Genomic DNA, 24,577 nt, shown 5'->3' with positions numbered 1-24,577 from the left:
AGCGACCCCAAACCACGACCTGCATCGCACGCCGACAGCCCATACAAACAGTTTTGCAAGAGACTCACCCCACAAACGAAAAAGCCCCGTCGCAAGACAGGGCTCTTCCAGCGATCTCGCGATTAAGCCGCGACAACGCTCACGTAACGACGACCGAAGGCGCCTTTTACTTCAAACTTGATCACGCCTTCGATTTTCGCGAAGAGGGTGTGATCTTTACCCATGCCAACGCCGTAGCCAGCGTGGAATTGGGTGCCGCGCTGACGCACGATGATGTTGCCGGCCTTGATGACCTGGCCGCCATACATCTTCACGCCAAGGCGTTTGGCTTCTGAGTCGCGACCGTTACGGGTACTACCACCAGCTTTTTTGTGTGCCATGAGTTCAATTCTCCTAGTGAGGAATTAGGCTGTAATTAAGCCTGAATACCGGTGATTTTGATCTCGGTGAACCACTGGCGGTGGCCCATACGCTTCATGTGGTGCTTACGGCGACGGAACTTGATGATGCGGACTTTATCGTGACGACCTTGGGAGATCACTTCAGCCTTGACGGTTGCGCCAGCAACAACAGGTGCGCCGATGTTCACGTCGTCGCCATTGGCGACCAGCAGAACGCGGTCAAAAGTCACGGATTCGCCAGTAGCGACTTCCAGTTTTTCGATCTTCAGGTATTCACCTTCAGCGACCTTGTATTGCTTACCGCCGGTAACGATTACTGCGTACATGGTATTTCTCCGATAATCCTGCTCACCCAGCTCTTTATAAGAAGAGGTATTGGCTGGCATGGCTGCATGGGGCTGGAACGGCCCAAGTGCAATTGCGTAAGGCAGGTGCTGCCCAGGAAGTTCAGGGTGCGCGATTGTACGCAAGCCGCGAGAGTCACGCAAGTGGCCGTCCATCGCGCCTTGACAGGCCCCGGTGTGGGTCCTAGCATGCCGCGCAACCCTTCTGGAGCAACTGTCGCTGATGCAACCCCAAGCTTTCTACCGCGCGGTGGCGGACGATTTTAACGCCGTCGACGGCATCATCAAGAAGCAGCTGACTTCCCGAGTGCCGCTGGTATCGAAAATCGGCGATTACATCACCTCGGCCGGCGGCAAACGCCTGCGTCCGTTACTGGTGCTGCTGTGTGGCAAGGCCCTGGGTCGCGAAGGCGACGACATGCGTCTGCTGGCCGCCACCATCGAATTTCTGCACACCGCGACCCTGCTGCATGACGACGTGGTCGACATGTCCGGCATGCGCCGTGGCCGCTCGACCGCCAACGCCATGTGGGGCAACGCCCCAAGCGTGCTGGTCGGCGACTTCCTGTACTCGCGCTCGTTCGAAATGATGGTCGAGCTGGGTTCGATGCCGGTGATGAAGATCCTGTCCCAGGCCACGCGCATCATCGCCGAAGGCGAAGTGTTGCAGCTGTCCAAGGTACGCGACGCCAGCACCACCGAAGAAACCTACATGGAAGTCATCCGCGGCAAGACCGCGATGCTCTTCGAAGCCTCGACCCACAGCGCTGCCGCACTGGCCGGTGCCACCGCCGAACAGAGCGAAGCCCTGCGCACCTTCGGTGATCACCTGGGCGTGGCGTTCCAACTGGTCGACGACCTGCTGGACTACAAGGGCGACGCCGAGACCCTGGGCAAGAACGTCGGTGACGATCTGGCCGAAGGCAAGCCGACCCTGCCGCTGATCTACACCATGCGTGAAGGCACACCTGAGCAGGCTGCACTGGTACGCCAGGCAATCCAGAAAGGCGGAATCGAAGACCTCGAAAGCATCCGCATCGCCGTGGAAGCCTCGGGTTCGCTGGAATACACCGCGCAACTGGCCCGCGACTACGTGGCCCGTGCGATCAAATGCCTCGACGCGCTGCCAGCCAGCGAATACCGCGATGCACTGGTAGAGCTGAGCGAGTTCGCGGTCGCCCGCACGCACTGATCTGCCTTCTGTGGGAGCGGGCTCGCTCGCGAAAGCAACCTGTCATTCAACATTAATGTTCAATGAAACAGCGCATTCGCGAGCAAGCCTGCTCCCACAGTTGTTTCTGCGCTATGCCCTCCTGCGCATAAAACCCTATACAATGTGCGACTTTTAGCGATCCCCTATCAAGGAGCCTTAGTGAGCACGTTGCCACCCTGCCCGAAATGCAATTCCGAATACACCTACGAAGACGGTGCCCAACTGATCTGCCCCGAGTGCGCCCACGAGTGGTCGGCCAATGGCGAAGCCGAAGTGGCGTCCGATGATGCCGTGAAGAAAGATTCGGTGGGCAACGTGCTGCAGGACGGCGACACCATCACCGTGATCAAGGACCTCAAGGTCAAAGGCACTTCGCTGGTGGTCAAGGTCGGCACCAAGGTCAAGAACATCCGCCTGTGCGATGGCGACCATGACATCGACTGCAAGATCGACGGCATCGGCCCGATGAAGCTCAAGTCCGAGTTCGTCAGAAAGGTCTGATCCTTCTGTCAGCCATCCCGCGCCCGCCGCGGGATGGTGAATCGCCCTCCCCGCTCTCCCCTCCTGCATTCTCGCGTGATAGCCAGACGCCAGCCGTGTTGACCTTACGCAATCTTTACCCGGAAAAAATCGCATTCCGCCAATAGGCACTTGCTATTTGACGAATAAGAATTATTCTCATTGAAACCTTTCAAGGAGATGAGACCCATGACTTATTTGATCGACGCCTGGCTGGATCGCCCACACCCATACCTCAGGATCCTGCATCGGGAAACCGGAGAAGTCTGTGCGGTACTGGAAGAAGAAGCCCTGCATGAGCTGCAGGATCAGGGTGATCTGGACGTCAGCAGCCTGAATTCCAGCGAACCGCTGGTGCTCAAGGAGCTGGTGCGCAATCTGTTCCTGTTCTGCTATGCCCGGGCGTTGCGCCCGACCAATGAGCTGCATCACAAGATCGAAATATGAAGCCCCAAAAAACTGTAGGAGTGAGCCTGCTCGCGATAGCGGGATATCAGGCAACTGAGTAGTCGACTGAACAGACGCCATCGCGAGCAGGCTCACTCCTACATTAGCCCACCATAAAGGCAGGGCAGGTCTTACAGAACGTCCAGCAGCTCGACGTCGAATACCAGAACGCTGTGCGGCGGGATGCTGCCAACGCCTTGAGCGCCGTAAGCCAGTTCGCTCGGCACGTACAGGCGCCATTTGCTGCCGGCATTCATCAGTTGCAGAGCTTCGGTCCAGCCAGCGATCACGCCGCCAACCGGGAATTCTGCTGGCTGGCCACGATCGTAGGAGCTGTCAAACACGGTGCCGTCGATCAGCATGCCGTGGTAGTGAGTACGCACGGTGTCTTCACGGGATGGCTTGGCGCCTTCACCCTGGGTCAGCACTTCGAATTGCAGACCGGAAGCCAGCGTGGTGATGCCTTCTTTCTTGGCGTTTTCAGCCAGGAAAGCACGGCCTTCGCCGGCAGCGGCTTCAGCTTTGGCGGCGGCTTCGGCTTGCATGATCTCGCGGATCACCTTGAAGCTGGCGGACATGGCTTCCTGATCGACACGGCTTGGCTTGCCGGCGAATGCGTCGGTCAGACCGGCCAGGATGGCGTCCAGGCTGACACCCGGTGGCGGGTTGTCGCGCAGCTGGTCACCCAGTTGACGGCCGATGCCGTAGCTGACGCGAGTTTCGTCGGTGGACAGATTTACTTCGGACATGACACTGCTCCGCTGTGCGGACGGCCATCAGACTTGCCGTGCGTGCACAGCGCGTCCCGGCGCGCCCGGAACCAAAAGGGCGAGCAGACTAGCACAGATGCCCAGCGATGGCGCGCAAGGCCTACAGGGCCGAGCGCCAGGCCAGCGGTACTTTCAGGCTTTCATCGGCACTGACGACCAGTCCGCACATTTCATCGTGCACCAAGGTGTGTACGAGGTTGAACGGCAGCACCGGAAAGTTGTGCAACACATCCCGCGCATGCTCCACCGAACGCAGCATCAGCATGTTGCCCTTGGGATCACTCAGCGGATACGCCGCCCCATGCATCCGCGCCTCGAGCAGATAAAGCCCGCCCTCCATGGAGATCAGGTTCAGCTCATCGACCTTCCTGGCGATGGCAAACGCATTCAACTCTTGCAGGTTCATGAACGCACCTCACACGGTGGCGAGCCAAGACCTCTACAGGGATATGCCCGCACGCACCAAAGCACAAGCCACAAACGACACCGCCCGTCTGTTTCGCAACAGACGGGCGGTGTTTTTGCAGCGATCAATCAATGATCAGTGCTTGGTGACCTTGTCCAGGTAACCCATGGCGAACGCCGAGATCACGAAGGTCATGTGGATGATCACGTACCACATCAGGTGCTCGGGATCGACGTTCTTGGCGTCCATGAAGATGCGCAGCAGATGGATCGAAGAAATCGCCACGATCGATGCCGCCACTTTCATCTTCAGCGACGAAGAGTCCATGGTGCCCAGCCAGTTGAGCTTTTCCTTGTTGTCGTCGATGTCCAGCTGCGAGACGAAGTTTTCATAGCCGGAAATCATCACCATCACCAGCAGGCCGCCAACCAGCGCCATGTCGATCAGCGACAGCAGCACCAGGATCAGATCCGATTCGGCCATCGAGAACACGTTGGGGATGACGTGGAAGACTTCCTGGAAAAATTTCAGTGCCAGCGCCAGCAGCCCGAGGGACAGGCCGAAATAGATCGGCGCCAGCAGCCAGCGCGAGGTGTACATTGCGTTTTCGAAAAAGCGTTCCATTGAATCTCACACAAGGGGGGGGTTGTAATCGGAGGCGAGTATACCAGCCCCCTGTGACAGCCAGAAACCGCCCGGCTCGCACCTCCAATCACCGCCACCTGCGTGTGTATGTGATTTTTTTTCTGCTACTGTCCAAACCATTGAACACCTAGCGAAAGTGGACAGGACGACTGGAAATGGATGTGCGATTGCCGTTTAAGACTGCCGGGATTTGCCTCGCTCTGCTGCTGGGAGGCTGCTCTCCGGGTGATGAGAAAAAACCATCGGTCAGCCTCGAAGCAAAGACGGCAACGTTCGAACATTCACTGGACGCCATCGCCGACCCGAAGCTCAAGGAGGCCGTGACCGAGCTCGGCGGATCGTTGCTGTTGCTCGAACGCGCGCAGCTCAAACTTGACGGCGCACCGCTGAAAACCGTCTACGGCGAAGACATTCTCGGCGTCCTCAAGCATTACCCTTCACCGCAGGCGCTGGTCGACACCTTCATCAATGGCCTGTTCGTGCTGCACAAGGACGCCAGCTCCGACTACCTCACCGACCTGCAACCGGTGTTCCCCTTCAACCTGAACATTCCCGGCGGCTTCCTGTTCCCGCATGGTGTGGAATGGCAGTCAGTCACGCTGAGCAACAAACGCGTGATTGCCTATCAGCAGGAGTGGTCGGAAACCGATCCAGGCATTCAGCTGAGCCCGTCCAGCTCCAACGTCACCAACCCCGAAGACCTGACCGTGACCTACCCGTTCATCGAGGGTCTGGACGTGGACAGGAAGAGCCAGCCGCAGCCGGTGAGCCTGCAAGGTAAAGTGGAAGTGATTGCGCCGCGACGCTTGTTCAGCTTCAACCTGAACCAGAAGGATGTCGGCCAGACCCGCACCGACGACAACCTCAGCGTCACCCTGCTGAAGCTGGAAAAGAACTACGCCGAAATCGAAGTCAGCAACAGCCTGCCACTGGCTCCCGAGGTTGAGGGGGCACAGCTCAATCCAGTAATCGTTCAGGCTCGCGACACCAGCGGGCAATACCTGGAGCGCGCCGGCTCAATCAATGAAAGTCCGGCACAGGTAGCCTTCTACGAAAAACAACTGGCGTACCTGCAACAACATAAAACCTGGAGCGAAGGTCTGGAAAAACAGCTCGAGAACGAACAGCATGCCTTCGAGCAGCAACACCCACGGCGTTACAACAAGATCTACTTCAACGGCCCTATCGACACTCTGGAAATCAGCGTGCTCGATTTCTCATCGGCGACCGTGACTCGCAAAGCCCTGGATCTACCGGTGCGCACCTTCAGTCAGCACACCACGGAAAAGGCCATCCAGCCGCTGGACCCGGGGGTGGTGGTGTATGACGATCTGGCGCCGAACTGGCTCAAGGGCGCGAGCCTCACCGAGGAAGCGCTGAAGGCCGGCATCCGCATCCATCAGTCCACGGAAGACCCGAGCGCTGCACGCATCGAGTTCTCCCACCGACGCACCTTTAACGATGAATTGCTCGGCGATGACTTCAGCCCGGGCGACAGCCCGGTGACGTTCTTCACCGAGAAACGCAGCGGCAAACTCGATGAACCGATCGAACTGCCGCCCGAGGCGTACCAGGTCGATCCGCTGCAAGCGACCATTACTTACGACTTGAATCTGTTTCCGGAAACCCCGGCGATTGCCGTGGGCTCGATGCCATTGTTTCTCGCCAGCGTGGACAAAAAAACCTACGACGCCAAGTCCTTGCCCAAAGGCCTGGAGATCAAGAACAACATGCTGGTGGTGGACCTGAAACTGTTCCCGGCCAACGCCTGGCGATTCTTCGTCAAAGATGACAGTGGCAACTACCTGAAACAGATTCTGTCGGTCAGTCACGACGCGAGCGCACAAGGTCCGGCGCTGTTCGGCGTGCATTACTTCTATGGCCGTCCAACGCACGTGGAGACCTACCAGCGAACCGAACTCAATACCGTGCAATACGGCTTTGAGGTCAAGCTCGACAAGGCGCAGTTGCCCGACACTGCGCCATGATGGCGCCTAATGGTCGAACACGCCGACCGTACGCCCACGCCCACCGTTGATCTGGCGCAGCTGTGCTTGCAGGTGCAGGCTCCAGATCTGCGGATCGTCGGCCAGTTCATAGCCGTGCATCGTCAGGCTTTCAACAATGGTGTCGAGAATCGACTCGGCGGCGACCGGCCCGTGAAACGGACCTTGGGCCTTGATGGCGGAAGGTTGTTCGCCGGCCATGCCGGCAGCGAAGAGCAGCGTCCACATGCCGGTATCGCCGGCCAACGGCTTGATGACGCATTCGATGCGGGTCACGAGACCCAGGCATTGACGGGTGAGGCAGAGGTTGCGCGACATGGCGGCGACCCTCGGTAAAGCCTGTATTCAGCCTTCACGCGAAGGCTGTTTCGATCCAGTGATACTGTCGATGTCCTTGAGCTGAGAATAGAAGAAAAGTCCGCCCAGCAAGCCGGATAGAACCAGAAGGCGCCGAATGGTCATTGTGTGAATTCTGACGTCAGAGTAGTGGCACTTTTCCCGATGATCACCGCAAAATCCAATTTGAAAACAACTGTGGGAGGGGGCTTGCTCCCGAAGGCGGTGTATCAATCGACACATTAGTTGATTGATACACCGCCTTCGGGAGCAAGCCCCCTCCCACAATGTTTACCAGGTCAGCGTTCAGGCTGGTTTGGCCTCTGCCAACGCCTCCTGCGCCAGTTCCTTCTCGGCCTCTTTCAGGTCATCTTCACTGATCATCTCGGCAATCACCCGCAGACGCTCGACCACGCGGGCGTTGACGCTGCCCTCCGGGAACTGGCCTTCGGCATCCGGCTCACCGGCCGGCTCGCCGACCAACAGGCTCAGCGCTTCGTCAGCCTGACGCACCGCGTACACGTGGAACTGCCCGGCGCGCACCGCCGCCAGCACCTTCTCGTCGAGCATCAGCGTAGCGACGTTGGCCTGCGGAATGATCGCGCCCTGCTCGCCCGTCAGCCCGCGTGCCTCGCAGAGCCGGAAGAAGCCCTCGATCTTCTCGTTGACCCCGCCAACCGCCTGCACTTCGCCGAACTGGTTGATCGAACCGGTGATCGCAAAACACTGCTTGAGCGGGGTTTTCGACAGCGCCGAAATCAGCGTGCAAGCCTCGCCCAGCGATGCGCTGTCGCCATCGACGTAACCGTAGGATTGTTCCAGCGCGATGCTCGCTGAAATCGCCAACGGGAATTCCTGGGCGTAACGACTGCCCAGATACCCGGTGAGGATCATCACGCCCTTGGAGTGAATCGGCTGGCCGAGATTGACCTCACGCTCGATGTCGACGATGCCGCTGCCGCCCGGATACACCGTGGCGGAAATCCGCGCTGGCACACCGAACGCCGAATCACCGACTTCCAGCACGGTCAGCCCGTTGCACTTGCCGACCGCCGCACCATCGGTGTCAATCAGGATGATACCGGCGAGCATATCGTCGAGAATCCGCGCCGAGACACGACCGGTGCGGGTTGCCTTGGCTTTCAGCGCACGTTCGATGTGCCCGGCGTCGGTCATTTCATCGCCGGCCAGATGGCGGATGAAGTCCGCTTCGCTGACCAACTGGAACAGGTCGCCGATCCGTGCCGACAACCGCCCCTGATGCTCGGCCAGCCGTGCGCTGTAGGTCGCCAGACGCGCGACCGCATCGGCAGTCAGCGGCGCCATGCCTTCTTCCGAGGTACGGGTCTTCAGCAACTGGGCGAATTGCTCCAGGCTTTCGTCGACCATCGGGATGTCTTCGTCGAAGTCGACCAGCACCCGGAACATCTCCTGGAAGTCCGGATCCAGATCCTGCAACGTGTAATACAACTGGCGCGCACCGATGATCACCACTTTGACCTGCAACGGAATGTGCTGCGGATTGAGGGTCACGGTGGCGAAACGGCCCATCTCGCCCAGCGGCGATTCCATCTTCAGTTTGCGCGATTGCAGGGCGCGCTTCAGCGCGTCCCACACGAACGGCTCGCTGAGCATTTTTTCCGCTTCCAGGATCAGGAAGCCGCCGTTGGCGCGATGCAACGCACCCGGGCGCAACTGACGATAAGTGGTGTAGAGCGCGCCCTGATCGGTGGTGTATTCGATACGGCCAAACAGGTTTTCGTAGGTCGGATGCGGCTCGAACACCACCGGCGCACCGCCACTGTGCGGATGACCCACCACCAGGCTCGGCGCGTATTGCTCCTCCAGCAGCTTGCGCGCGACAGCGTCGGTCTTGCTGTCGTCAACCAGTTGCTCGACCACGGTTTTCAGCAGATACACCTGCATCGCTTGCAGGTAACCGCAGACCGCGGCGTTCTCCGCGTACTTCTCGGACAACGGCGAGAGCAAGGGCTGCAAGGCCAGGGTGATGGTTTCTTCATTGAGCTGACGCAGCTGATTGTTCGACTCGCGCTTCCATTGCGGCAGGCTCGCGAGTTCTTCGTTCAGGCGTTCTTCGAGACCGGAAATGTCCTCGTGAAAGCGTTCGCGCTCGGCTTCCGGCAGTTGCGAAAACTCGGCCTCGTCCAGCGCCTTGCCTTCAAGCATCGGGGTGAACGCGATGTTGCTGCTGTCGCGATACAGGGCGACGTCTTTTTCCAGGGCCAGACGCTCGATGACGTCCAGCGCCTTGTCGTAGCGCTGGTTGAAGGCGCGGTCGATGGCGCTTTTCTTTTGCTGGTAGGACGGGTGTTCGAACACCGCCGGGAAAGTCGCCAGCAGGTTGTCGATCAGACCGTTGATGTCGCCGATGAATGCGCTGGCGGTGCCCGAAGGCAATTCCAGTGCACGAGGTTCACGCGGTTCATCGAAATTGTTGACGTAGACCCAGTCCGCCGGGGTCTGCAGGCGTTTGCCTTCGGCCTTCAGGTAGCGTTTGACGAACGAGAAACGGCCGGTGCCGGGTTCGCCCATGACAAAGACGTTGTAACCGGGGCGTGGCATGGCCACACCGAACTGCAAGGCTTCGACCGCACGTTCCTGGCCAAGCACACCGCGAAAGGGCTCCAGATCATTGGTGGTAGTGAAGCTGAACTGTTCAGCGGAAAACGGACGGGTCAGCGCTTCGGGCGCTAGACGCAAGCTGGCAGCAACAGGATCAGGCATCGGGCTTCCTTAACAATCAGGCGGGGCAGATAGCGGCATTCTGGCGCTGCCCGTACCCCACTGGCAAGGCGCGCCACACGACAAAGCATAGACAAGCGCCCTGCTCCGCAGCCGGCCCCGTGAAACCGGGGACATCAACGAATAATCAGCAAAAAATCACGGAACCACAGGAACGTGCCTAAACTCCAAACTGCGCGGCTGGAACAATAACCGGCCCACTGGCTTCAAAAGAGTCTGTCTAGACAGCGCTTGGGGGGCCAGAACCCTGTCCATTGGTATGCACACAAAGAGAACAAAGCTATGAAACGGATTCTTCTCGGTACTCTCTTCACCGTTGTTTCCCTCAACGCCATGGCTCAGGCGCCAGGCGGTCCGGATTGCGGTTGGGGCAACATGCTGTTCGAAGGTCAGCGTGGCACCCCGGCACACTTCCTGGCATCCACCACCAACGGCACCTCCGGTAACGCAACGTTCGGTATGACTTCCGGCACCAACGGTTGCTCGACCAACGCGTCGCTGACCTACGGCGGTAAATCCTGGTTCGCCATGAATGGCATGATGAACGAGCTGTCCGAAGACATGGCCAAGGGCAACGGCGAAGCGCTGACGACCTACGCCGTGGTACTGGGCGTGGCGCCGGAAGACCGTGCGCACTTCGCGGCTGTCACTCACGAGCACTTCCAGCAGATCTTCAGCAAAGCTGACGTGACCGCAGAAGACGTGCATACCAACACTCTGGCCGTACTGAAAAACGACCCTCGTCTGGCCAAGTACGCGACTCAAGCTTAAGCTCGACCCCACCCGCTTCTTTCGGGAAGCGGGTTTTGTTTTTTATGGCCCGCCCTTTTTGAGCGATGCAGGTCAGTTGTGACATGCGCTGAACCCTGTGGCGAGGGAGCTTGCTCCCGCTGGGGCGCGAAGCGGCCCCAATCTTCAAGAAGAGGGAGCGCTGCGCACTCCAGCGGGAGCAAGCTCCCTCGCCACAGGGTTGGTGCAGTTTGAATTGTCTGTATTAACGCCCGGGGTCTTTGTTTTTCTTTCGACTTAAGTTGCCACCTATGCTCAAACGCCTTGCCTGGCTGGCGCTCTGTGTCTGCGCCCCGCTGTCCGCCGCGCCTCACGTCGACCCTCAACGTTTGCAGCAACTGGCCAACGACCGCTTCTGGATTTCCCTCGGTCACTACGAAACCGCCAAGCTCGGCGGCTGGCGCAGCTATGTCAGCGACAAGAAGTTCTTTCTCGCGCCCGATGGCAACGAACACCCCGACCATGAACTGGCCGCTACCGTGCAAGCGCTATACGCCCCGGCCAGTCTCGGCGAGCAACATGCCCAATGCGTCTACCCGGCGCGTACGCGCTGGCTGAAAGCACAGCTCAATCTGACCGACCTGCCCGCCCCCGATTGCGCCGAATTCAAGAAGTGGTTCAAGGACGTCTCGCCGCACAGCGCGGTGATGATTTTTCCAGCGGCCTACCTCAACAGCCCTTCGTCGATGTTCGGCCATACCCTGTTGCGCATCGACCAGGCAGACGTGCAGGCCGACAAGACGTCGCTGCTGAGTTACGCAATCAACTTCGGCGCCTACATCGAAGGCTCGGACAACAGCATCCTCTACGCCTGGAAAGGCTTGATGGGTGGCTACCCGGGGCTGTTCGCGCTGGTGCCGTATCAGGAAAAACTCTCCGAGTACCGCAGCCTGGAAAACCGCGACCTGTGGGAATACCGGCTGAACCTGACACAAGAAGAAACCGCACGCATGGTCGAGCACGTGTGGGAGCTGAAGCAGATCCAGTTCGACTATTTCTTCTTCGACGAAAACTGCTCCTATCGCCTGCTCGAACTGCTGCAGGTGGCGCGCCCAAGCCTGCGCCTGACCGAGCAATTCCCGCTGACCGCCATCCCTACCGACACGGTCAAAGCGGTGAAAGAGGCCGGGCTGGTGGAAAGTATCGAATATCGCCCGTCACGCGAGCGTGAACTGCTCAGCCGCGCCGAGCCGTTGAACAAGGAAGAACAGCAATGGGTGCTGAAAGTCAGCGCCGATCAACAGGTGTTGCAGGACCCGACGTTCAAGGCCCTGCCCAGGGATCGTCAGGCGCTGATCATCGACGCCGCGTATCGTCTGGAACGCTACCGCGCCAACGGTCAGGAACGTGATCCGCAACGGGCGCAGCGCAGCTTCGAACTGCTGCGGGCGATCAACAAGAACCCGCCGCCGGACTTGCAGATTCCACAACCGGGCCTGCCCGAAGACGGCCATGAATCGCGTACCTGGCAGGCCGGCATCGGCACCCGGGGCGATCGTGCCTTCGGCGAATACGGCTTGCGCATGGCCTATCACGATCTCAACGACAACGCCGAAAGCTTCCCCCTTGGCGCGCAGATCGAAATCCTGCAGATGAAGCTGCGTCAATACGAAGGTAATCAATGGCAGTTCCAGCAACTGGATCTCGCAACCATCCGCTCGCTGACCCCGCGCAATGAGTTGCTGCAGCCACTGTCGTGGCAGGTGACCGGCGGCCTCGAGCGCGTACCCGGCAAGCATGATGACGAAAACCTGGTCAGCCACGTCAACGGCGGTGGTGGCGGCACCTGGCAACTGGGCGAAGACACGCTCGGCTTTGCCCTCGGTACGGTGCGGATCGAACACAACAATGACTTCGCCGGGTTCGTCACGCCGGCCGCCGGTTTCAACAGCGGCGTGCTGTGGAAAAACCCGTTGGGCAATCTGAGCGTCGAGGCCAAGGGCGATTACTTCACCAACGGCGAGGTACGCCGCAGCCTGAGCCTGAACCAGCAGTGGGAACTGTCGCGCAACCTCGGTTTGCGCCTGACGGCACAGCGTGAGTTCAGCCACGTTGCCACACCGGAGACCGAAGTCATGCTTGAGGTGAAGTGGTATCACTACTGACCTAAAGCCTAATCCATAACCCCTGTGGGAGCGGGCTTGCTCGCGAAGGCGTCGTGTCAGGCGATTCAAATCTCGACTGACCCAGCGCTTTCGCGAGCAAGCCCGCTCCCACAGGGTTCTCCGGTGTTTAACGAATTACTCACATGCCTTTCACCAACGTCCGACGAATCCGCTTCTAGACTTTCCCCATAAGCCGAAAATCGGCGCGGGAGAGTGCGATGTGGCGGTGTGCGGGGCTGTTGGGTGTTGTGCTGTTACTGGGCGGTTGCCAGACCACCCACGAAGATTTGATCGCCAAAGGTTATCCACCGGCCTTCGCCGACGGTTTTGACGATGGCTGCGTCAGTGGCCGGCAAGCCGCCGGTTCGATCAGTGGCGAGTTTCGCAAGAACGTGCCGCGCTATCTCAAGGACAAGCAATACGCCGAAGGCTGGACCGACGGCTTTCGCCAATGTCAGGCGATGCTGGAAAACAAGGACCGCGAAGAGTATCGCAACGAGCACTGGGACGAACGCGAGCGCGCCTGGCAGCAGCAGAAAGACCAGGACGCCGGGCGGGCTTATCGCTCGCAATAGGTCGTTTCCAGACATCCAGTGAAACCAAATGCCGGCGACCATGGCCCAATTCCTATAACAGGAGGACACCATGAGCCGCGCTTTCGTCAACGAAGACAACGCCGCCGCGCAAGCCGATCAACCCGTCGAACGGCAGGTCAGTGCGCAGCCCAATTACGTCACACCGCAGGGATTGACACAATTACAGGCCAAAGTCGCCGAGCTGCAAAGCCTGCACGCCGAGCAATCGGCCCAAGGCGAACAGGCCGACAAGCAGCGGCTGGCCGATCTGGAACGGGATCTGCGCTACTTCAATCAACGTCTGGGGAGCGCACAGGTCGCCGCCCCCGCGACCTCCACCGACAAGGTGCAGATCGGCAGCTGGGTGACCTACGCCGACGAACACAACACCGAAAGTCGGGTGCAATTGGTCGGCGAAGATCAGGCCGACGCCAGTCAGGGCCTGATCAACTGGGCTTCGCCGCTGGGCCGGGCATTGCTCGGTGCCCGGCTCAATGACGAAGTGCTGTGGCAGCGCCCCGCCGGCGATCAGGTGATTGAAGTGATTCGCATCGAACCGGCTTAAACCACACCCTGCGCGAGCATCGCATCCGCGACTTTGACGAAGCCGGCGATGTTCGCGCCTTTGACGTAGTTGATCCGCCCGTTCTCTTCGCCGTAATGCACGCAGGCGTGGTGGATCGACTGCATGATCGCGTGCAGCTTGCTGTCCACCTCACCCGCCGTCCACAGCAGGCGCATGGCGTTCTGCGACATCTCCAGCCCGCTGACCGCTACGCCGCCAGCGTTTGACGCCTTGCCCGGGGCGAACAGAATGCCGGCCTCGATGAAGGTATCCACAGCCTCCAGGGTGGTCGGCATGTTCGCGCCCTCGGCCACACACACGCAGCCGTTGCGCAGCAGCGTACGCGCAGCCTCGGCATCGAGTTCGTTCTGCGTGGCACAGGGCAGCGCGATGTCGCACGGCAGCGACCACGGCAACTGACCGGCGCGGAACTCCAGACCGAACGCCGTAGCCAGTTCGCTGATGCGTCCGCGTTTGACGTTTTTCAGTTCCAGCAGTGCCTGCCACTGTTCTTCGCTCAGTCCCGATTCGCAGTACAGCGTGCCTTCGGAGTCGGACAGCGAAATCACCTTGCCGCCGAGGTCCATGACCTTGCGCGCCGCGTACTGCGCGACGTTGCCGGAACCGGAGATTGCCACGCGCTTGCCTTCGACGGTCTGCCCGCGGCGCTTGAGCATTTCCTCGGCGAAGTACACGCAGCCGAAACCGGTGGCTTCCGGGCGAATCAGGCTGCCGCCGTAGGTCATGCCTTTGCCGGTCAACACGCTGGTGAACTGGTTGCTCAAGCGTTTGTACTGGCCGAACAGGAAACCGATCTCCCGCGCCCCGACACCGATGTCACCAGCCGGCACATCCACGTCGGCGCCGATGTGGCGGTACAGCTCACTCATGAACGCCTGGCAGAAACGCATGACTTCGGCGTCGCTCTTGCCCTTCGGATCGAAGTCCGAACCGCCCTTGCCGCCGCCCATGGGCAACGAGGTCAGGGAGTTCTTGAAGGTCTGTTCGAAGGCGAGAAACTTCAGCACGCCCAGGTTCACCGAAGGATGGAAGCGCAAGCCGCCCTTGTACGGGCCGATGGCGCTGTTCATCTGGATGCGGAAACCGCGATTGACCTGAACCTTGCCCTGATCGTCGACCCACGACACGCGGAACACCACCGCCCGCTCCGGCTCGCAGATGCGCTCCAAAATGCCTGAGGTCAGGTAACGCGGATTGGCTTCGAGAAACGGCCACAGACTGCGCAGGACTTCTTCGACAGCCTGGTGGAATTCGGGTTGATCCGGGTCGCGTTTTTTCAGTCGGGCAAGGAAGGATTCGACGGATTCGATCATGGGAAATGTCTCGGCAAATTTATTGTCGTTGGAAGCGATTGAGCCGGACTGTAGCAAACGATTTGCGCACAGCAACAGCGCAAAATGTCGCAGTTATGAAATTAAATGGTGCACAGGATATAAATCAGGTGGTTTTTTGGGCTGGTTTTGCACCTGATTGGGGAGATCAGATTGAAGTGATGCTCCAACAGTTATACCGCCTTCGCGAGCAAGCTCGCTCCCACACTTGAAATGCGCTCCCCTGTGGGAGCGAGCTTGCTCGCGAAGGGTTCGACTCGGTTGCATCTGAAAAACCCAGGCAAAAAAAACGGAGCCCGAAGGCTCCGCTCTTTTTCATCCAACCAGCCTGATATCAGGCCAGTTTCTTGTGGCGTACCCGATGTGGCTGGGCAGCTGCTTCGCCGAGGCGCTTTTTGCGGTCGGCTTCGTACTCGGTGTAGTTACCTTCGAAGAACACTGCTTGCGAGTCGTCTTCGTACGCCAGGATGTGCGTCGCGACCCGGTCCAGGAACCAGCGATCGTGAGAGATCACAATGGCGGCGCCCGGGAAGTCCAGCAGGGCTTCTTCCAGGGAACGCAGGGTTTCAACGTCGAGGTCGTTGGACGGTTCGTCGAGCAGCAGGACGTTGCCGCCCTCCTTCAGGGTCAGCGCCAGGTGCAGACGACCGCGCTCACCACCGGACAGGTCCTTGACGAACTTCTGCTGGTCGCCGCCCTTGAAGTTGAAGCGACCGACGTAAGTGCGCGACGGGATCTCGTAGTTGCCGATGCGGATCTGATCGGAACCGTCGGAGATCTGCTGGAACACGGTCTTGCTGCCGTCGAGGTCTTCGCGGCTCTGGTCAACGCAGGCCAGTTGCACGGTTTCGCCGACTTCGATGGTGCCGGAATCCGGAGTTTCCTTGCCCATCAGCATGCGGAACAGGGTCGACTTACCGGCACCGTTACCACCGATCACGCCGACAATGGCGCCCTTCGGCATGGAGAACGACAGGTTGTCGATCAGCACGCGATCGCCGTAGCCCTTGGTGACGTTCTTGAACTCGATGACCTTGTCGCCCAGACGCGGACCGGCCGGGATGTAGATCTCGTTGGTTTCCGAACGCTTCTGGAATTCCTGCGACTGCATTTCTTCGAAGCGTTGCAGGCGAGCCTTGGATTTCGACTGGCGGGCTTTCGCGCCTTTGCGCACCCACTCCAGTTCTTCCTTCATGGCTTTTTCGTGAGCCGACTGCTGCTTGGATTCGGCCGCCAGACGATCGGACTTGGCTTCGAGCCAACCCGAGTAGTTGCCTTCGTACGGAATGCCCGCGCCGCGGTCGAGTTCCAGAATCCAGCCAGCGACGTTGTCGAGGAAGTAACGGTCGTGCGTGATCGCAACCACGGTGCCCGGGAAGTCGTGCAGGAAGTGCTCCAGCCATGCTACGGAGTCAGCGTCCAAGTGGTTGGTCGGTTCGTCGAGCAGCAGCATGTCCGGGGCGGACAGCAACAGACGGCACAGGGCCACACGACGCTTCTCACCACCAGACAGGTGTTCGACCTTGGCGTCCCAGGCCGGCAGACGCAGGGCGTCGGCCGCGACTTCCAGTTGACGCTCCAGGTTGTGACCATCGCTGGCCTGCAGGATCGCTTCGAGCTTGGCCTGTTCGGCAGCCAGCTTGTCGAAGTCGGCATCCGGGTCGGCGTAAGCGGCGTAGACCTCGTCCAGACGCGCTTGCGCGTCCTTGATCACGCTGACCGCTTCCTCGACCACTTCACGCACAGTCTTGGTCGGATCAAGTTGTGGCTCTTGCGGCAGATAACCGATGTTCAGGTCCGGCATCGGACGGGCTTCGCCCTCGAACTCGGTGTCGACGCCGGCCATGATTTTCAGCAGCGTGGACTTACCCGAACCGTTGAGGCCGAGTACGCCGATCTTGGCGCCGGGGAAGAACGACAGCGAAATGTTTTTCAGGATTTCCCGCTTCGGCGGAACAACTTTGCCCAGCCGATGCATGGTGAAGACGTATTGAGCCATGGAGAACCTTGGGTCAGTGACAGATGAATGATTGGAGCGCAGGCGATGCCCGGCCAGGCCGATGCGCGTCGTTCACTTGATCACTTGATGGCCATCAAGGCGTGCGCGCTAAAAAAACCTGAGTCTAGGAGCTGGAACGCTCCCGCGTAACCGGCAAAGCTACCTTAATGACGGAAGGCAGTCCAGCCGAGTGGGGCTGGCACTTCGCCACAACTCAAGGCATGCTAGCCGCCCTTCGGGCGTCCGGCTTATAGTGCACGTCGCGCCAGTCCAGCCAAACCGCAGGATTACAGCTTGTCCAACGTTACCCCGCCAGCTTCTGTGAGCGCGTCCAATCCGGGGACCGGCTCGCCCCTGCGCGGAACACTGAAGGGTGCGTTGGCGACGCTGGTACTTTTGCTGCTGGCATTGCTGTTCTGGCAGCTGCTCGATCAACTGCGCGAGACCCAGAAAAACCAGCGCCAGTACACCATCGACTACACCGCCGACCTCGCCTCGCAGGTCAGCCTGAACATGTCGCTGAATGCGCAGATCGCCCTCAACCTGTTACCGATCGTCGAACAGCCGCAGTCGTCCGACGAACAGCAGGCACTGCTGCGCAAGCTCCAGCAATCGTTGCCCGACCTGCGCAGCCTGGCCCTGCTCAGCCCGTCCGGGAAAATCATCAACGACAGCGCCAGCGACAGCCACGACGCCGATTACCTCGGTGAACTGGTGCGCCGCAGCCGCGCCCAAGCGCATTACTTCAGCAACGCCGACGACGGCTCGGTAGTGCATCTGTTATTGCATCAAGCCAGCGGCAGCACGCGCGGCTACTGGGTTTTGCGCCTGACCCCGACCTTCTTCGACTCGCTGACCAAGCAGGGCGAAACCGGCATCCGCCCGTTGTGGCTGGTGGAAAACCGTCTCAATCATCAGATCATCAGCCGCGACGAAGCGCTGTCCTCAGCCAGGCCCGGCGTGCTGAGTCCGGACGACATGGCCAACACCGTGCTCACCGTGCCGCTGAGCAGCAGCGACTGGCAGTTGCGCGGGCTGTTCGACCGCCAGCGCGTGCTCGAAGAACTGCTACCGGCGTTCATCGGCAAATGCCTGCTGGGTCTGGCGTTCTCGATGCTGCCGGTGATCGCGCTGCTGAACATGCGTCGCCGTCAGCGCCAGTTGCATGAAGGTCGCCGGCGCTATCAGGACATTTTCGAAGGCACTGGCGTGGCGTTGTGCGTGCTCGACCTGTCCGGCCTCAAGCAGGTGTTCGACAAGGCGCAGATCCAGACCAGCGACCAGCTCAAGGCCTGGCTCGACCAGCCGGCCCAGCGCCAGCAACTGCTGCAAGAACTGCGCGTCACCGAGGTCAATCAGGTGGCGCTGCAACTGCTCAATGTCAATTCCTGCGAGCACGCCTGGCAGTTGCTGATCGACGGTCATCCGCACAGCCAGTGCGCCATCGGCAACCAGGTGCTCGACGCCGTTCTGCAGCAACAAAAACAGCTGGAACTGGAAATCAAATTGCCGGACATCAATGGTCGCGATCAGCACCTGTGGATGGTCCTGCGCCTGCCTGAAGAACAGCACGACTATAAAGCGGTGATCCTGAGCATCAACGACATCACCAGCCGCAAGCTGATCGAGCTGTCGCTGCTGGAACGCGAAGGCTTCTGGTCGGACGTGGTGCGCACCGTGCCGGATCATCTGTATGTGCAGGACGTGATCAGCCAGCGGATGATTTTCAGCAACCACCACCTCGGCCAGACCCTCGGGTACAACCGCACCGAACTGCATCAGATGGGCGAGTACTTCTGGGAAATCCTCCTGCACCCGGAAGACGCCGACTACTACCATCGCTCGCGGCAGATGCAGCGTCACGCCGGTTACAGCCAGTTGTTGCAATGCCAACTGCGTTTCCGGCATCGCGATGGCGAGTGGCGGCGCTTCGACATCCGCGAACAGGCACTGGCCCGCGACAAGCACGATCAGGTCACGCGGATCATCGGCGTGGCCAAGGACATCACCGAGCAGATCGAGGCCAGTGAATCCCTGCGTGACAGCGAACAACGCTACCGCATGCTCGCCGAAAGCATCAGCGACGTGATCTTCTCCACCGACAGCAAGCTGTCGCTGAACTACGTCAGCCCGTCAGTGCAAGCGGTACTGGGTTACGACGCCGAGTGGATTTTCCAGAACGGCTGGCAATCGACCATCGCCAACCCGCAGCAACTGAGCGGCATCTACTCCTTGATGGATCGGGTCAGCAAAGCGCTCGACAAACCTGAACAACTGGCAGTGTTGCGCAACCAGGTGCAGACCCAGATGTTCCTGTTCGACTGCCTGCGCGCCGACGGCCGCAAGATTCCGATCGAGCTGCGTCTGGTGCTGGTGTGGGACGAACACGGCGCGTTCGAAGGCGTGCTCGGTGTCGGCCGCGACATCAGCCAGCAACGCCGCGCCGAGAAAGACCTGCGCATGGCGGCCACGGTATTCGAGCACTCGACTTCGGCGATTCTGATCACCGACCCCGCCGGTTACATCGTGCAGGCCAACGAAGCGTTCAGCCGGGTCAGCGGTTACGCGGTATCGGAAGTGCTCGATCAGTTGCCGAACATGCTCACCGTCGACGAGCAACAGGACGCGCACCTGCGCTATGTGCTCAAGCAATTGCACCAGCACAGCACCTGGGAAGGCGAAGTCTGGCTCAAGCGCCGCAACGGCGAGCATTACCCGGCGTGGGTCGGCATCACGGCGGTACTCGACGATGAAGGCGACCTCGCCAGTTACGTGTGCTTCTTCAGCGACATCAGCGAGCGCAAGGCCAGCGAGCAACGCATCCACCGCCTCGCCTACTACGACGCCCTGACCCACCTGCCGAACCGCACACTGTTCCAGGATCGCCTGCACACTGCGCTGCAATCGGCCGAACGGCAGAAGTCGTGGGTGGTGCTGATGTTCCTCGACCTCGACCGCTTCAAGCCGATCAACGACTCGCTCGGCCATGCTGCTGGCGACCGCATGTTGAAAGACATGGCCACGCGGCTGCTGGCCTGCGTCGACGATGACGACACCGTGGCGCGCATGGGCGGCGACGAGTTCACCTTGCTCCTGCAACACCGTTCCAGCCGCGAAATGGCGCTGAACCGGGCGATTCATGTGGCCGAGCAGATCCTCGCCAGCCTGGTGCGACCGTTTGTGCTGGAAGGCCGCGAGTTCTTCGTCACCGCCAGTATCGGCATCGCCCTGAGTCCGCAGGACGGTAACGAACTCAGCCAGTTGATGAAGAACGCCGACACCGCGATGTACCACGCCAAGGAGCGCGGCAAGAACAACTTCCAGTTCTATCAGGCCGACATGAACGCCAGTGCGCTGGAACGCCTGGAGCTGGAAAGCGACCTGCGCCATGCGCTGGAGCAGAACGAATTCGTCCTGTATTACCAGCCGCAGTTCAGCGGCGACGGCAAACGCCTGACTGGCGCCGAAGCGCTGCTGCGCTGGCGTCATCCGCGTCGTGGACTGGTGCCGCCGGGGGATTTCATTCCGGTGCTGGAAGAGCTGGGTCTGGTGGTCGACGTTGGCGACTGGGTGATCAGCGAAGCCTGCCGTCAGCTCAAGACCTGGCACCAGAACCGCGTGCGCGTGCCGAAGGTCTCGGTGAACATCTCGGCGCGGCAGTTCTCCGACGGCCAGCTCGGCACGCGCATCGCCACCATCCTGCGCGAAACCGGGCTGCCACCGGCGTGTCTGGAGCTGGAGCTGACCGAAAGTATCCTGATGCGCGAAGTCAGCGAGGCGATGCAGATCCTCGCCGGGCTGAAAAACCTTGGCCTGAGCATCGCGGTCGATGACTTCGGCACCGGTTATTCGTCGCTGAACTACCTCAAGCAATTCCCGATCGACGTGCTGAAGATCGACCGCACCTTCGTCGACGGCCTGCCGTCCGGCGAGCAGGACGCGCAGATCGCTCGGGCAATCATCGCCATGGCCCACAGCCTCAATCTGGCGGTGATCGCCGAAGGCGTGGAAACCCATGAGCAACTGGACTTCCTGCGCGAGCACGGTTGCGATGAAGTGCAGGGCTATCTGTTCGGACGACCGATGCCGGCGAGCCGCTTCGAGGCGCAGTTCAGTAACGACGCCCTCTTCATGTTCGACTGAACATCGGCGGCGCGCCCTTCGCGAGCAGGCTCGCTCCCACAGGGATTGATGTCGATCACAAAATCGCAGGCCTGCCTCGATTACTGTGGGAGCGAGCCTGCTCGCGAAGAGGCCTTCAAAAGCACCGCACATCTGGCATGAACGCCACTTGTCTGCGACATGATGTCGTTTCATATGCCATCCAAAACCCATTGGGTTAGAATGCCCCCCTTTTCTGCCCCCGATCCTTGAGGACCGCCATGTTCAGCCGTGATTTGACTATTGCCAAGTACGACGCCGATCTCTTTGCCGCCATGGAGCAAGAAGCTCAGCGCCAGGAAGAGCACATTGAGCTGATCGCTTCGGAAAACTACACCAGCCCTGCGGTGATGGAAGCTCAAGGCTCGGTACTGACCAACAAGTACGCCGAAGGCTACCCGGGCAAGCGCTACTACGGTGGTTGCGAGTACGTCGACGTTGTTGAACAACTGGCCATCGACCGCGCCAAAGAGCTGTTCGGCGCCGATTACGCCAACGTTCAGCCGCACGCCGGTTCGCAAGCCAACGCCGCTGTCTACCTGGCCCTGCTGCAAGGTGGCGACACCATTCTGGGCATGAGCCTGGCCCACGGTGGTCACCTGACTCACGGTGCCAGCGTTTCCTCCTCCGGCAAGCTGTACAACGCCGTGCAGTACGGCATCGACGCCAACGGCCTGATCGACTACGACGAAGTCGAGCGTCTGGCGGTTGAGCACAAGCCGAAAATGATCGTGGCCGGTTTCTCTGCCTACTCGCAGATTCTCGACTTCCCGCGCTTCCGCGCCATCGCTGACAAAGTCGGTGCCTACCTGTTCGTCGACATGGCGCACGTGGCCGGTCTGGTCGCCGCCGGCGTCTACCCGAACCCGGTGCCATTCGCTGACGTGGTCACCACCACCACGCACAAGACCCTGCGCGGTCCTCGTGGCGGTCTGATCCTGGCGCGCGCCAACGCCGAGATCGAGAAGAAGCTGAACTCCGCAGTATTCCCGGGCGCCCAGGGCGGCCCGCTGGAGCACGTGATCGCCGCTAAGGCGATCTGCTTCAAGGAAGCGCTACAGCCTGAGTTCAAGGCTTACCAGGAACAAGTGGTGAAGAACGCCCAGGCCATGGCCGAAGTGTTCATCGAGCGCGGTTTCGACGTAGTTTCCGGTGGCACCAAGAACCACCTGTTCCTGCTGTCGCTGATCAAGCAGGACATCTCCGGTAAAGACGCCGACGCCGCTCTGGGCAAAGCGTTCATCACCGTGAACAAGAACTCCGTGCCTAACGACCCACGCTCGCCGTTCGTCACTTCCGGCCTGCGCTTCGGTACCCCGGCTGTGACCACTCGCGGCTTCAAGGAAGCCGAGTGCAAAGAGCTGGCCGGCTGGATCTGCGACATCCTGGCTGACCTGAACAACGAAGCGGTGATCGACGCCGTTCGTGAGAAAGTCAAAGCCATCTGCAAGAAACTGCCGGTGTACGGCGCTTGATGCGACGTTAAATCCGCAGCATGAAAAACCGGCCAGCGATGGCCGGTTTTTTTTCGCCTGTCGGAAAGATCAAAAGATCGCAGCCTTCGGCAGCTCCTACATTTGGAATGCGCTCACCTGTAGGAGCTGCCGAAGGCTGCGATCTTTTGATCTCTGGCCACTGGTCAGACCGGTCATGCCAATTTAGCGATTTTCACTTGTCATCCCGAAAAAACCGAGCGTAGACTGCGCCTGCACTGGACATACCGGTAAGACCACAATAATTAAGTCCTGAATCTGATGTGCCCCGCACACGGCAGCCAGGACACCGACCAGGATTCCTCCCATGCTCAGATGGTGCTCGCGTTCAATCTTCCTCCAAGTGGTTCTCGGACTGGTGCTCGGCATCATCTGCGGGCTGACCCTTCCCGAATATTCCGCTCAGCTCAAACCGTTGGGCGACGGCTTCATCAAACTGATCAAGATGCTCATCGGCCTGATTGTGTTCTGCGTGGTGGTCAGCGGCATCAGTGGCGCGGGCGATCTGAAGAAGGTCGGGCGCATCGGCCTCAAGTCGGTGATCTACTTTGAAGTGTTGACCACCATCGCCCTGGTGATCGGTCTGGTGTTCGCTTTCAGCACCGGAATCGGCAGCGGCGCGAATATCCATCTGGAGCAGTTGTCCGCCGCCGACATGGGCGATATCGCCGAACGCGGCCAGCACATGCACACCACCACCCAGTTCCTGATGGACCTGATCCCGACCTCGGTGATCGGTGCCTTCGCTGACAACAACATCCTCCAGGTGCTGCTGTTCTCGGTGCTGTTCGGCAGTGCGCTGAATCTGGTGGGCGAAGCGGCTTCCGGGATCTCGCGGCTGATCAACGAATTGAGCCATGTGATTTTCCGGATCATGGGCATGATCGTGCGTCTGGCACCGATCGGCGTTTTCGGCGCCATCGCCTTCACCACCAGCAAATACGGCCTCGATTCACTGCAACACCTGGGCAGTCTGGTGGGCTTGTTCTACCTGACCTGCATGGCATTCGTCAGCGTGATTCTAGGACTGGTGATGCGTGCCTCGGGCCTGCGCCTGTGGCCACTGCTCAAGTACCTGCGCGAAGAGTTGCTGATCGTCATGGGCACCGCTTCTTCCGACGCCGTGCTGCCACAGATCATGCGCAAACTGGAACACCTGGGCATCGGCAGCTCGACCGTCGGGCTGGTGATTCCCACCGGTTACTCGTTCAACCTCGACGGCTTTTCGATCTACCTGACCCTGGCCATCGTGTTCATCGCCAATGCCACCGGTACGCCACTGGCGATGACCGACCTGTTGACGATTCTGCTGGTGTCGCTGATCACTTCGAAAGGCGCCCACGGCATTCCCGGCTCGGCGCTGGTGATTCTCGCGGCGACGCTGACGGCGATCCCGGCGATTCCGGTGGTCGGGCTGGTGCTGGTGCTGGCGGTGGACTGGTTCATGGGCATTGGCCGGGCGCTGACCAACCTGATCGGCAACTGCGTCGCCACCGTGGCCATCGCCCGCTGGGAAAAGGACATCGATGTGCAACGCGCAAACAAAGTACTCAGCGGTCAGCAGGGCTACACCTTTCAACCGCGTAAAACCGGAACTCCGGCGCACCAGCAAGAGTTCTGATTTTCAACCCCGCAGGAGCTGCCGCAGGCTGCGATCTTTTGATCTCGTTTGCGGCATCCCCTATGGG

The 24,577-nt window shown here is 60.0% G+C and carries 20 protein-coding genes; 11 read left to right on the top strand and 9 right to left on the bottom strand.

What is annotated here, in order from left to right; all coding sequences use genetic code 11:
• Positions 1-122: 122 nt before the first annotated feature.
• Positions 123-380: a 50S ribosomal protein L27 gene (gene rpmA / locus M0814_RS25020; protein WP_003228360.1), complete on the bottom strand. Its 258-nt coding sequence runs from the start codon at positions 378-380 to the stop codon at positions 123-125.
• Between the two features lie 35 nt (positions 381-415).
• A complete protein-coding gene (gene rplU, locus M0814_RS25015; RefSeq protein ID WP_003228361.1) occupies positions 416-727 on the bottom strand; it encodes a 50S ribosomal protein L21 in 312 nt (103 codons plus the stop codon).
• A 241-nt stretch (positions 728-968) separates the two neighbouring features.
• On the opposite strand from rplU, the gene M0814_RS25010 reads away from it, so the two are divergent.
• The 3 genes from M0814_RS25010 to M0814_RS25000 all read left to right on the top strand — a co-directional run bounded on the left by M0814_RS25010 (position 969) and on the right by M0814_RS25000 (position 2,924).
• Positions 969-1,937 (top strand): polyprenyl synthetase family protein, encoded by a 969-nt coding sequence (locus M0814_RS25010; protein ID WP_003228362.1) that lies wholly within the window; start codon positions 969-971, stop codon positions 1,935-1,937.
• A 180-nt stretch (positions 1,938-2,117) separates the two neighbouring features.
• Entirely contained in the window at positions 2,118-2,459 is a 342-nt protein-coding gene (locus M0814_RS25005) for a zinc ribbon domain-containing protein YjdM (protein ID WP_003228364.1), read from the top strand.
• Positions 2,460-2,666: 207 nt separating this feature from the next.
• Positions 2,667-2,924, top strand: a complete 258-nt coding sequence (locus tag M0814_RS25000) for a hypothetical protein (protein ID WP_003228365.1) — start codon at positions 2,667-2,669, stop codon at positions 2,922-2,924.
• Positions 2,925-3,055: 131 nt separating this feature from the next.
• On the opposite strand, the gene M0814_RS24995 is transcribed toward M0814_RS25000, so the two are convergent.
• The 3 genes from M0814_RS24995 to M0814_RS24985 all read right to left on the bottom strand — a co-directional run bounded on the left by M0814_RS24995 (position 3,056) and on the right by M0814_RS24985 (position 4,724).
• On the bottom strand, positions 3,056-3,673 hold the full coding sequence (locus M0814_RS24995; RefSeq protein WP_003228367.1) for an FKBP-type peptidyl-prolyl cis-trans isomerase: 618 nt from the start codon (positions 3,671-3,673) through the stop codon (positions 3,056-3,058).
• 121 nt (positions 3,674-3,794) lie between these two features.
• The gene (locus M0814_RS24990) at positions 3,795-4,100 is read right to left on the bottom strand and encodes a DUF6482 family protein (RefSeq protein WP_003228369.1); all 306 of its coding nucleotides are present in this window, start codon (positions 4,098-4,100) and stop codon (positions 3,795-3,797) included.
• A gap of 135 nt (positions 4,101-4,235) precedes the next feature.
• Complete coding sequence (locus tag M0814_RS24985) at positions 4,236-4,724, bottom strand: TIGR00645 family protein (RefSeq protein WP_103485414.1); 489 nt, start codon at positions 4,722-4,724, stop codon at positions 4,236-4,238.
• Between the two features lie 176 nt (positions 4,725-4,900).
• Here M0814_RS24985 and M0814_RS24980 point away from each other — a divergent pair, with 176 nt between their 5' ends.
• Positions 4,901-6,733, top strand: a complete 1,833-nt coding sequence (locus tag M0814_RS24980) for a hypothetical protein (RefSeq protein ID WP_103485415.1) — start codon at positions 4,901-4,903, stop codon at positions 6,731-6,733.
• A 6-nt stretch (positions 6,734-6,739) separates the two neighbouring features.
• Here M0814_RS24980 and M0814_RS24975 read toward each other — a convergent pair whose 3' ends face one another.
• Positions 6,740-7,069 (bottom strand): hypothetical protein, encoded by a 330-nt coding sequence (locus M0814_RS24975; protein WP_003228378.1) that lies wholly within the window; start codon positions 7,067-7,069, stop codon positions 6,740-6,742.
• A 324-nt stretch (positions 7,070-7,393) separates the two neighbouring features.
• Positions 7,394-9,832: an ATP-binding protein gene (locus tag M0814_RS24970; RefSeq protein ID WP_003228380.1), complete on the bottom strand. Its 2,439-nt coding sequence runs from the start codon at positions 9,830-9,832 to the stop codon at positions 7,394-7,396.
• 300 nt (positions 9,833-10,132) lie between these two features.
• Here M0814_RS24970 and M0814_RS24965 point away from each other — a divergent pair, with 300 nt between their 5' ends.
• The 4 genes from M0814_RS24965 (at position 10,133) to M0814_RS24950 (ending at position 13,884) form a co-directional block, all read left to right on the top strand.
• A complete protein-coding gene (locus M0814_RS24965; protein WP_003228382.1) occupies positions 10,133-10,621 on the top strand; it encodes a DUF3015 domain-containing protein in 489 nt (162 codons plus the stop codon).
• A gap of 269 nt (positions 10,622-10,890) precedes the next feature.
• On the top strand, positions 10,891-12,744 hold the full coding sequence (locus tag M0814_RS24960; RefSeq protein ID WP_103485417.1) for a DUF4105 domain-containing protein: 1,854 nt from the start codon (positions 10,891-10,893) through the stop codon (positions 12,742-12,744).
• A 218-nt stretch (positions 12,745-12,962) separates the two neighbouring features.
• Entirely contained in the window at positions 12,963-13,319 is a 357-nt protein-coding gene (locus tag M0814_RS24955) for a hypothetical protein (protein ID WP_003228385.1), read from the top strand.
• Between the two features lie 70 nt (positions 13,320-13,389).
• Positions 13,390-13,884, top strand: a complete 495-nt coding sequence (locus tag M0814_RS24950; protein WP_103485418.1) for a GreA/GreB family elongation factor — start codon at positions 13,390-13,392, stop codon at positions 13,882-13,884.
• Here the strand turns inward: M0814_RS24950 and gdhA are convergent.
• Positions 13,881-15,218, bottom strand: a complete 1,338-nt coding sequence (gdhA, locus tag M0814_RS24945; protein ID WP_103485419.1) for an NADP-specific glutamate dehydrogenase — start codon at positions 15,216-15,218, stop codon at positions 13,881-13,883. The two genes, M0814_RS24950 and gdhA, sit on opposite strands and share 4 nt — an antisense overlap.
• Before the next feature lie 352 nt (positions 15,219-15,570).
• The gene (gene ettA / locus M0814_RS24940; protein ID WP_003228391.1) at positions 15,571-17,235 is read right to left on the bottom strand and encodes an energy-dependent translational throttle protein EttA; all 1,665 of its coding nucleotides are present in this window, start codon (positions 17,233-17,235) and stop codon (positions 15,571-15,573) included.
• A gap of 294 nt (positions 17,236-17,529) precedes the next feature.
• Here ettA and morA point away from each other — a divergent pair, with 294 nt between their 5' ends.
• The 3 genes from morA to M0814_RS24925 all read left to right on the top strand — a co-directional run bounded on the left by morA (position 17,530) and on the right by M0814_RS24925 (position 24,510).
• Positions 17,530-21,378 (top strand): cyclic di-GMP receptor MorA, encoded by a 3,849-nt coding sequence (gene morA / locus M0814_RS24935; protein ID WP_103485420.1) that lies wholly within the window; start codon positions 17,530-17,532, stop codon positions 21,376-21,378.
• A gap of 239 nt (positions 21,379-21,617) precedes the next feature.
• A complete protein-coding gene (gene glyA, locus M0814_RS24930) occupies positions 21,618-22,871 on the top strand; it encodes a serine hydroxymethyltransferase (protein ID WP_003228394.1) in 1,254 nt (417 codons plus the stop codon).
• Between the two features lie 325 nt (positions 22,872-23,196).
• Complete coding sequence (locus M0814_RS24925; RefSeq protein WP_003228396.1) at positions 23,197-24,510, top strand: C4-dicarboxylate transporter DctA; 1,314 nt, start codon at positions 23,197-23,199, stop codon at positions 24,508-24,510.
• Positions 24,511-24,577 lie beyond the last annotated feature (67 nt).

Origin of the sequence: Pseudomonas sp. MWU12-2020, from assembly GCF_023100605.1 — a bacterium.
Taxonomy (GTDB): domain Bacteria; phylum Pseudomonadota; class Gammaproteobacteria; order Pseudomonadales; family Pseudomonadaceae; genus Aquipseudomonas; species Aquipseudomonas fluorescens_H.
Note: the sequence above shows the minus strand (reverse complement) of the source record. Positions and strands in the feature narration are given on the sequence as shown.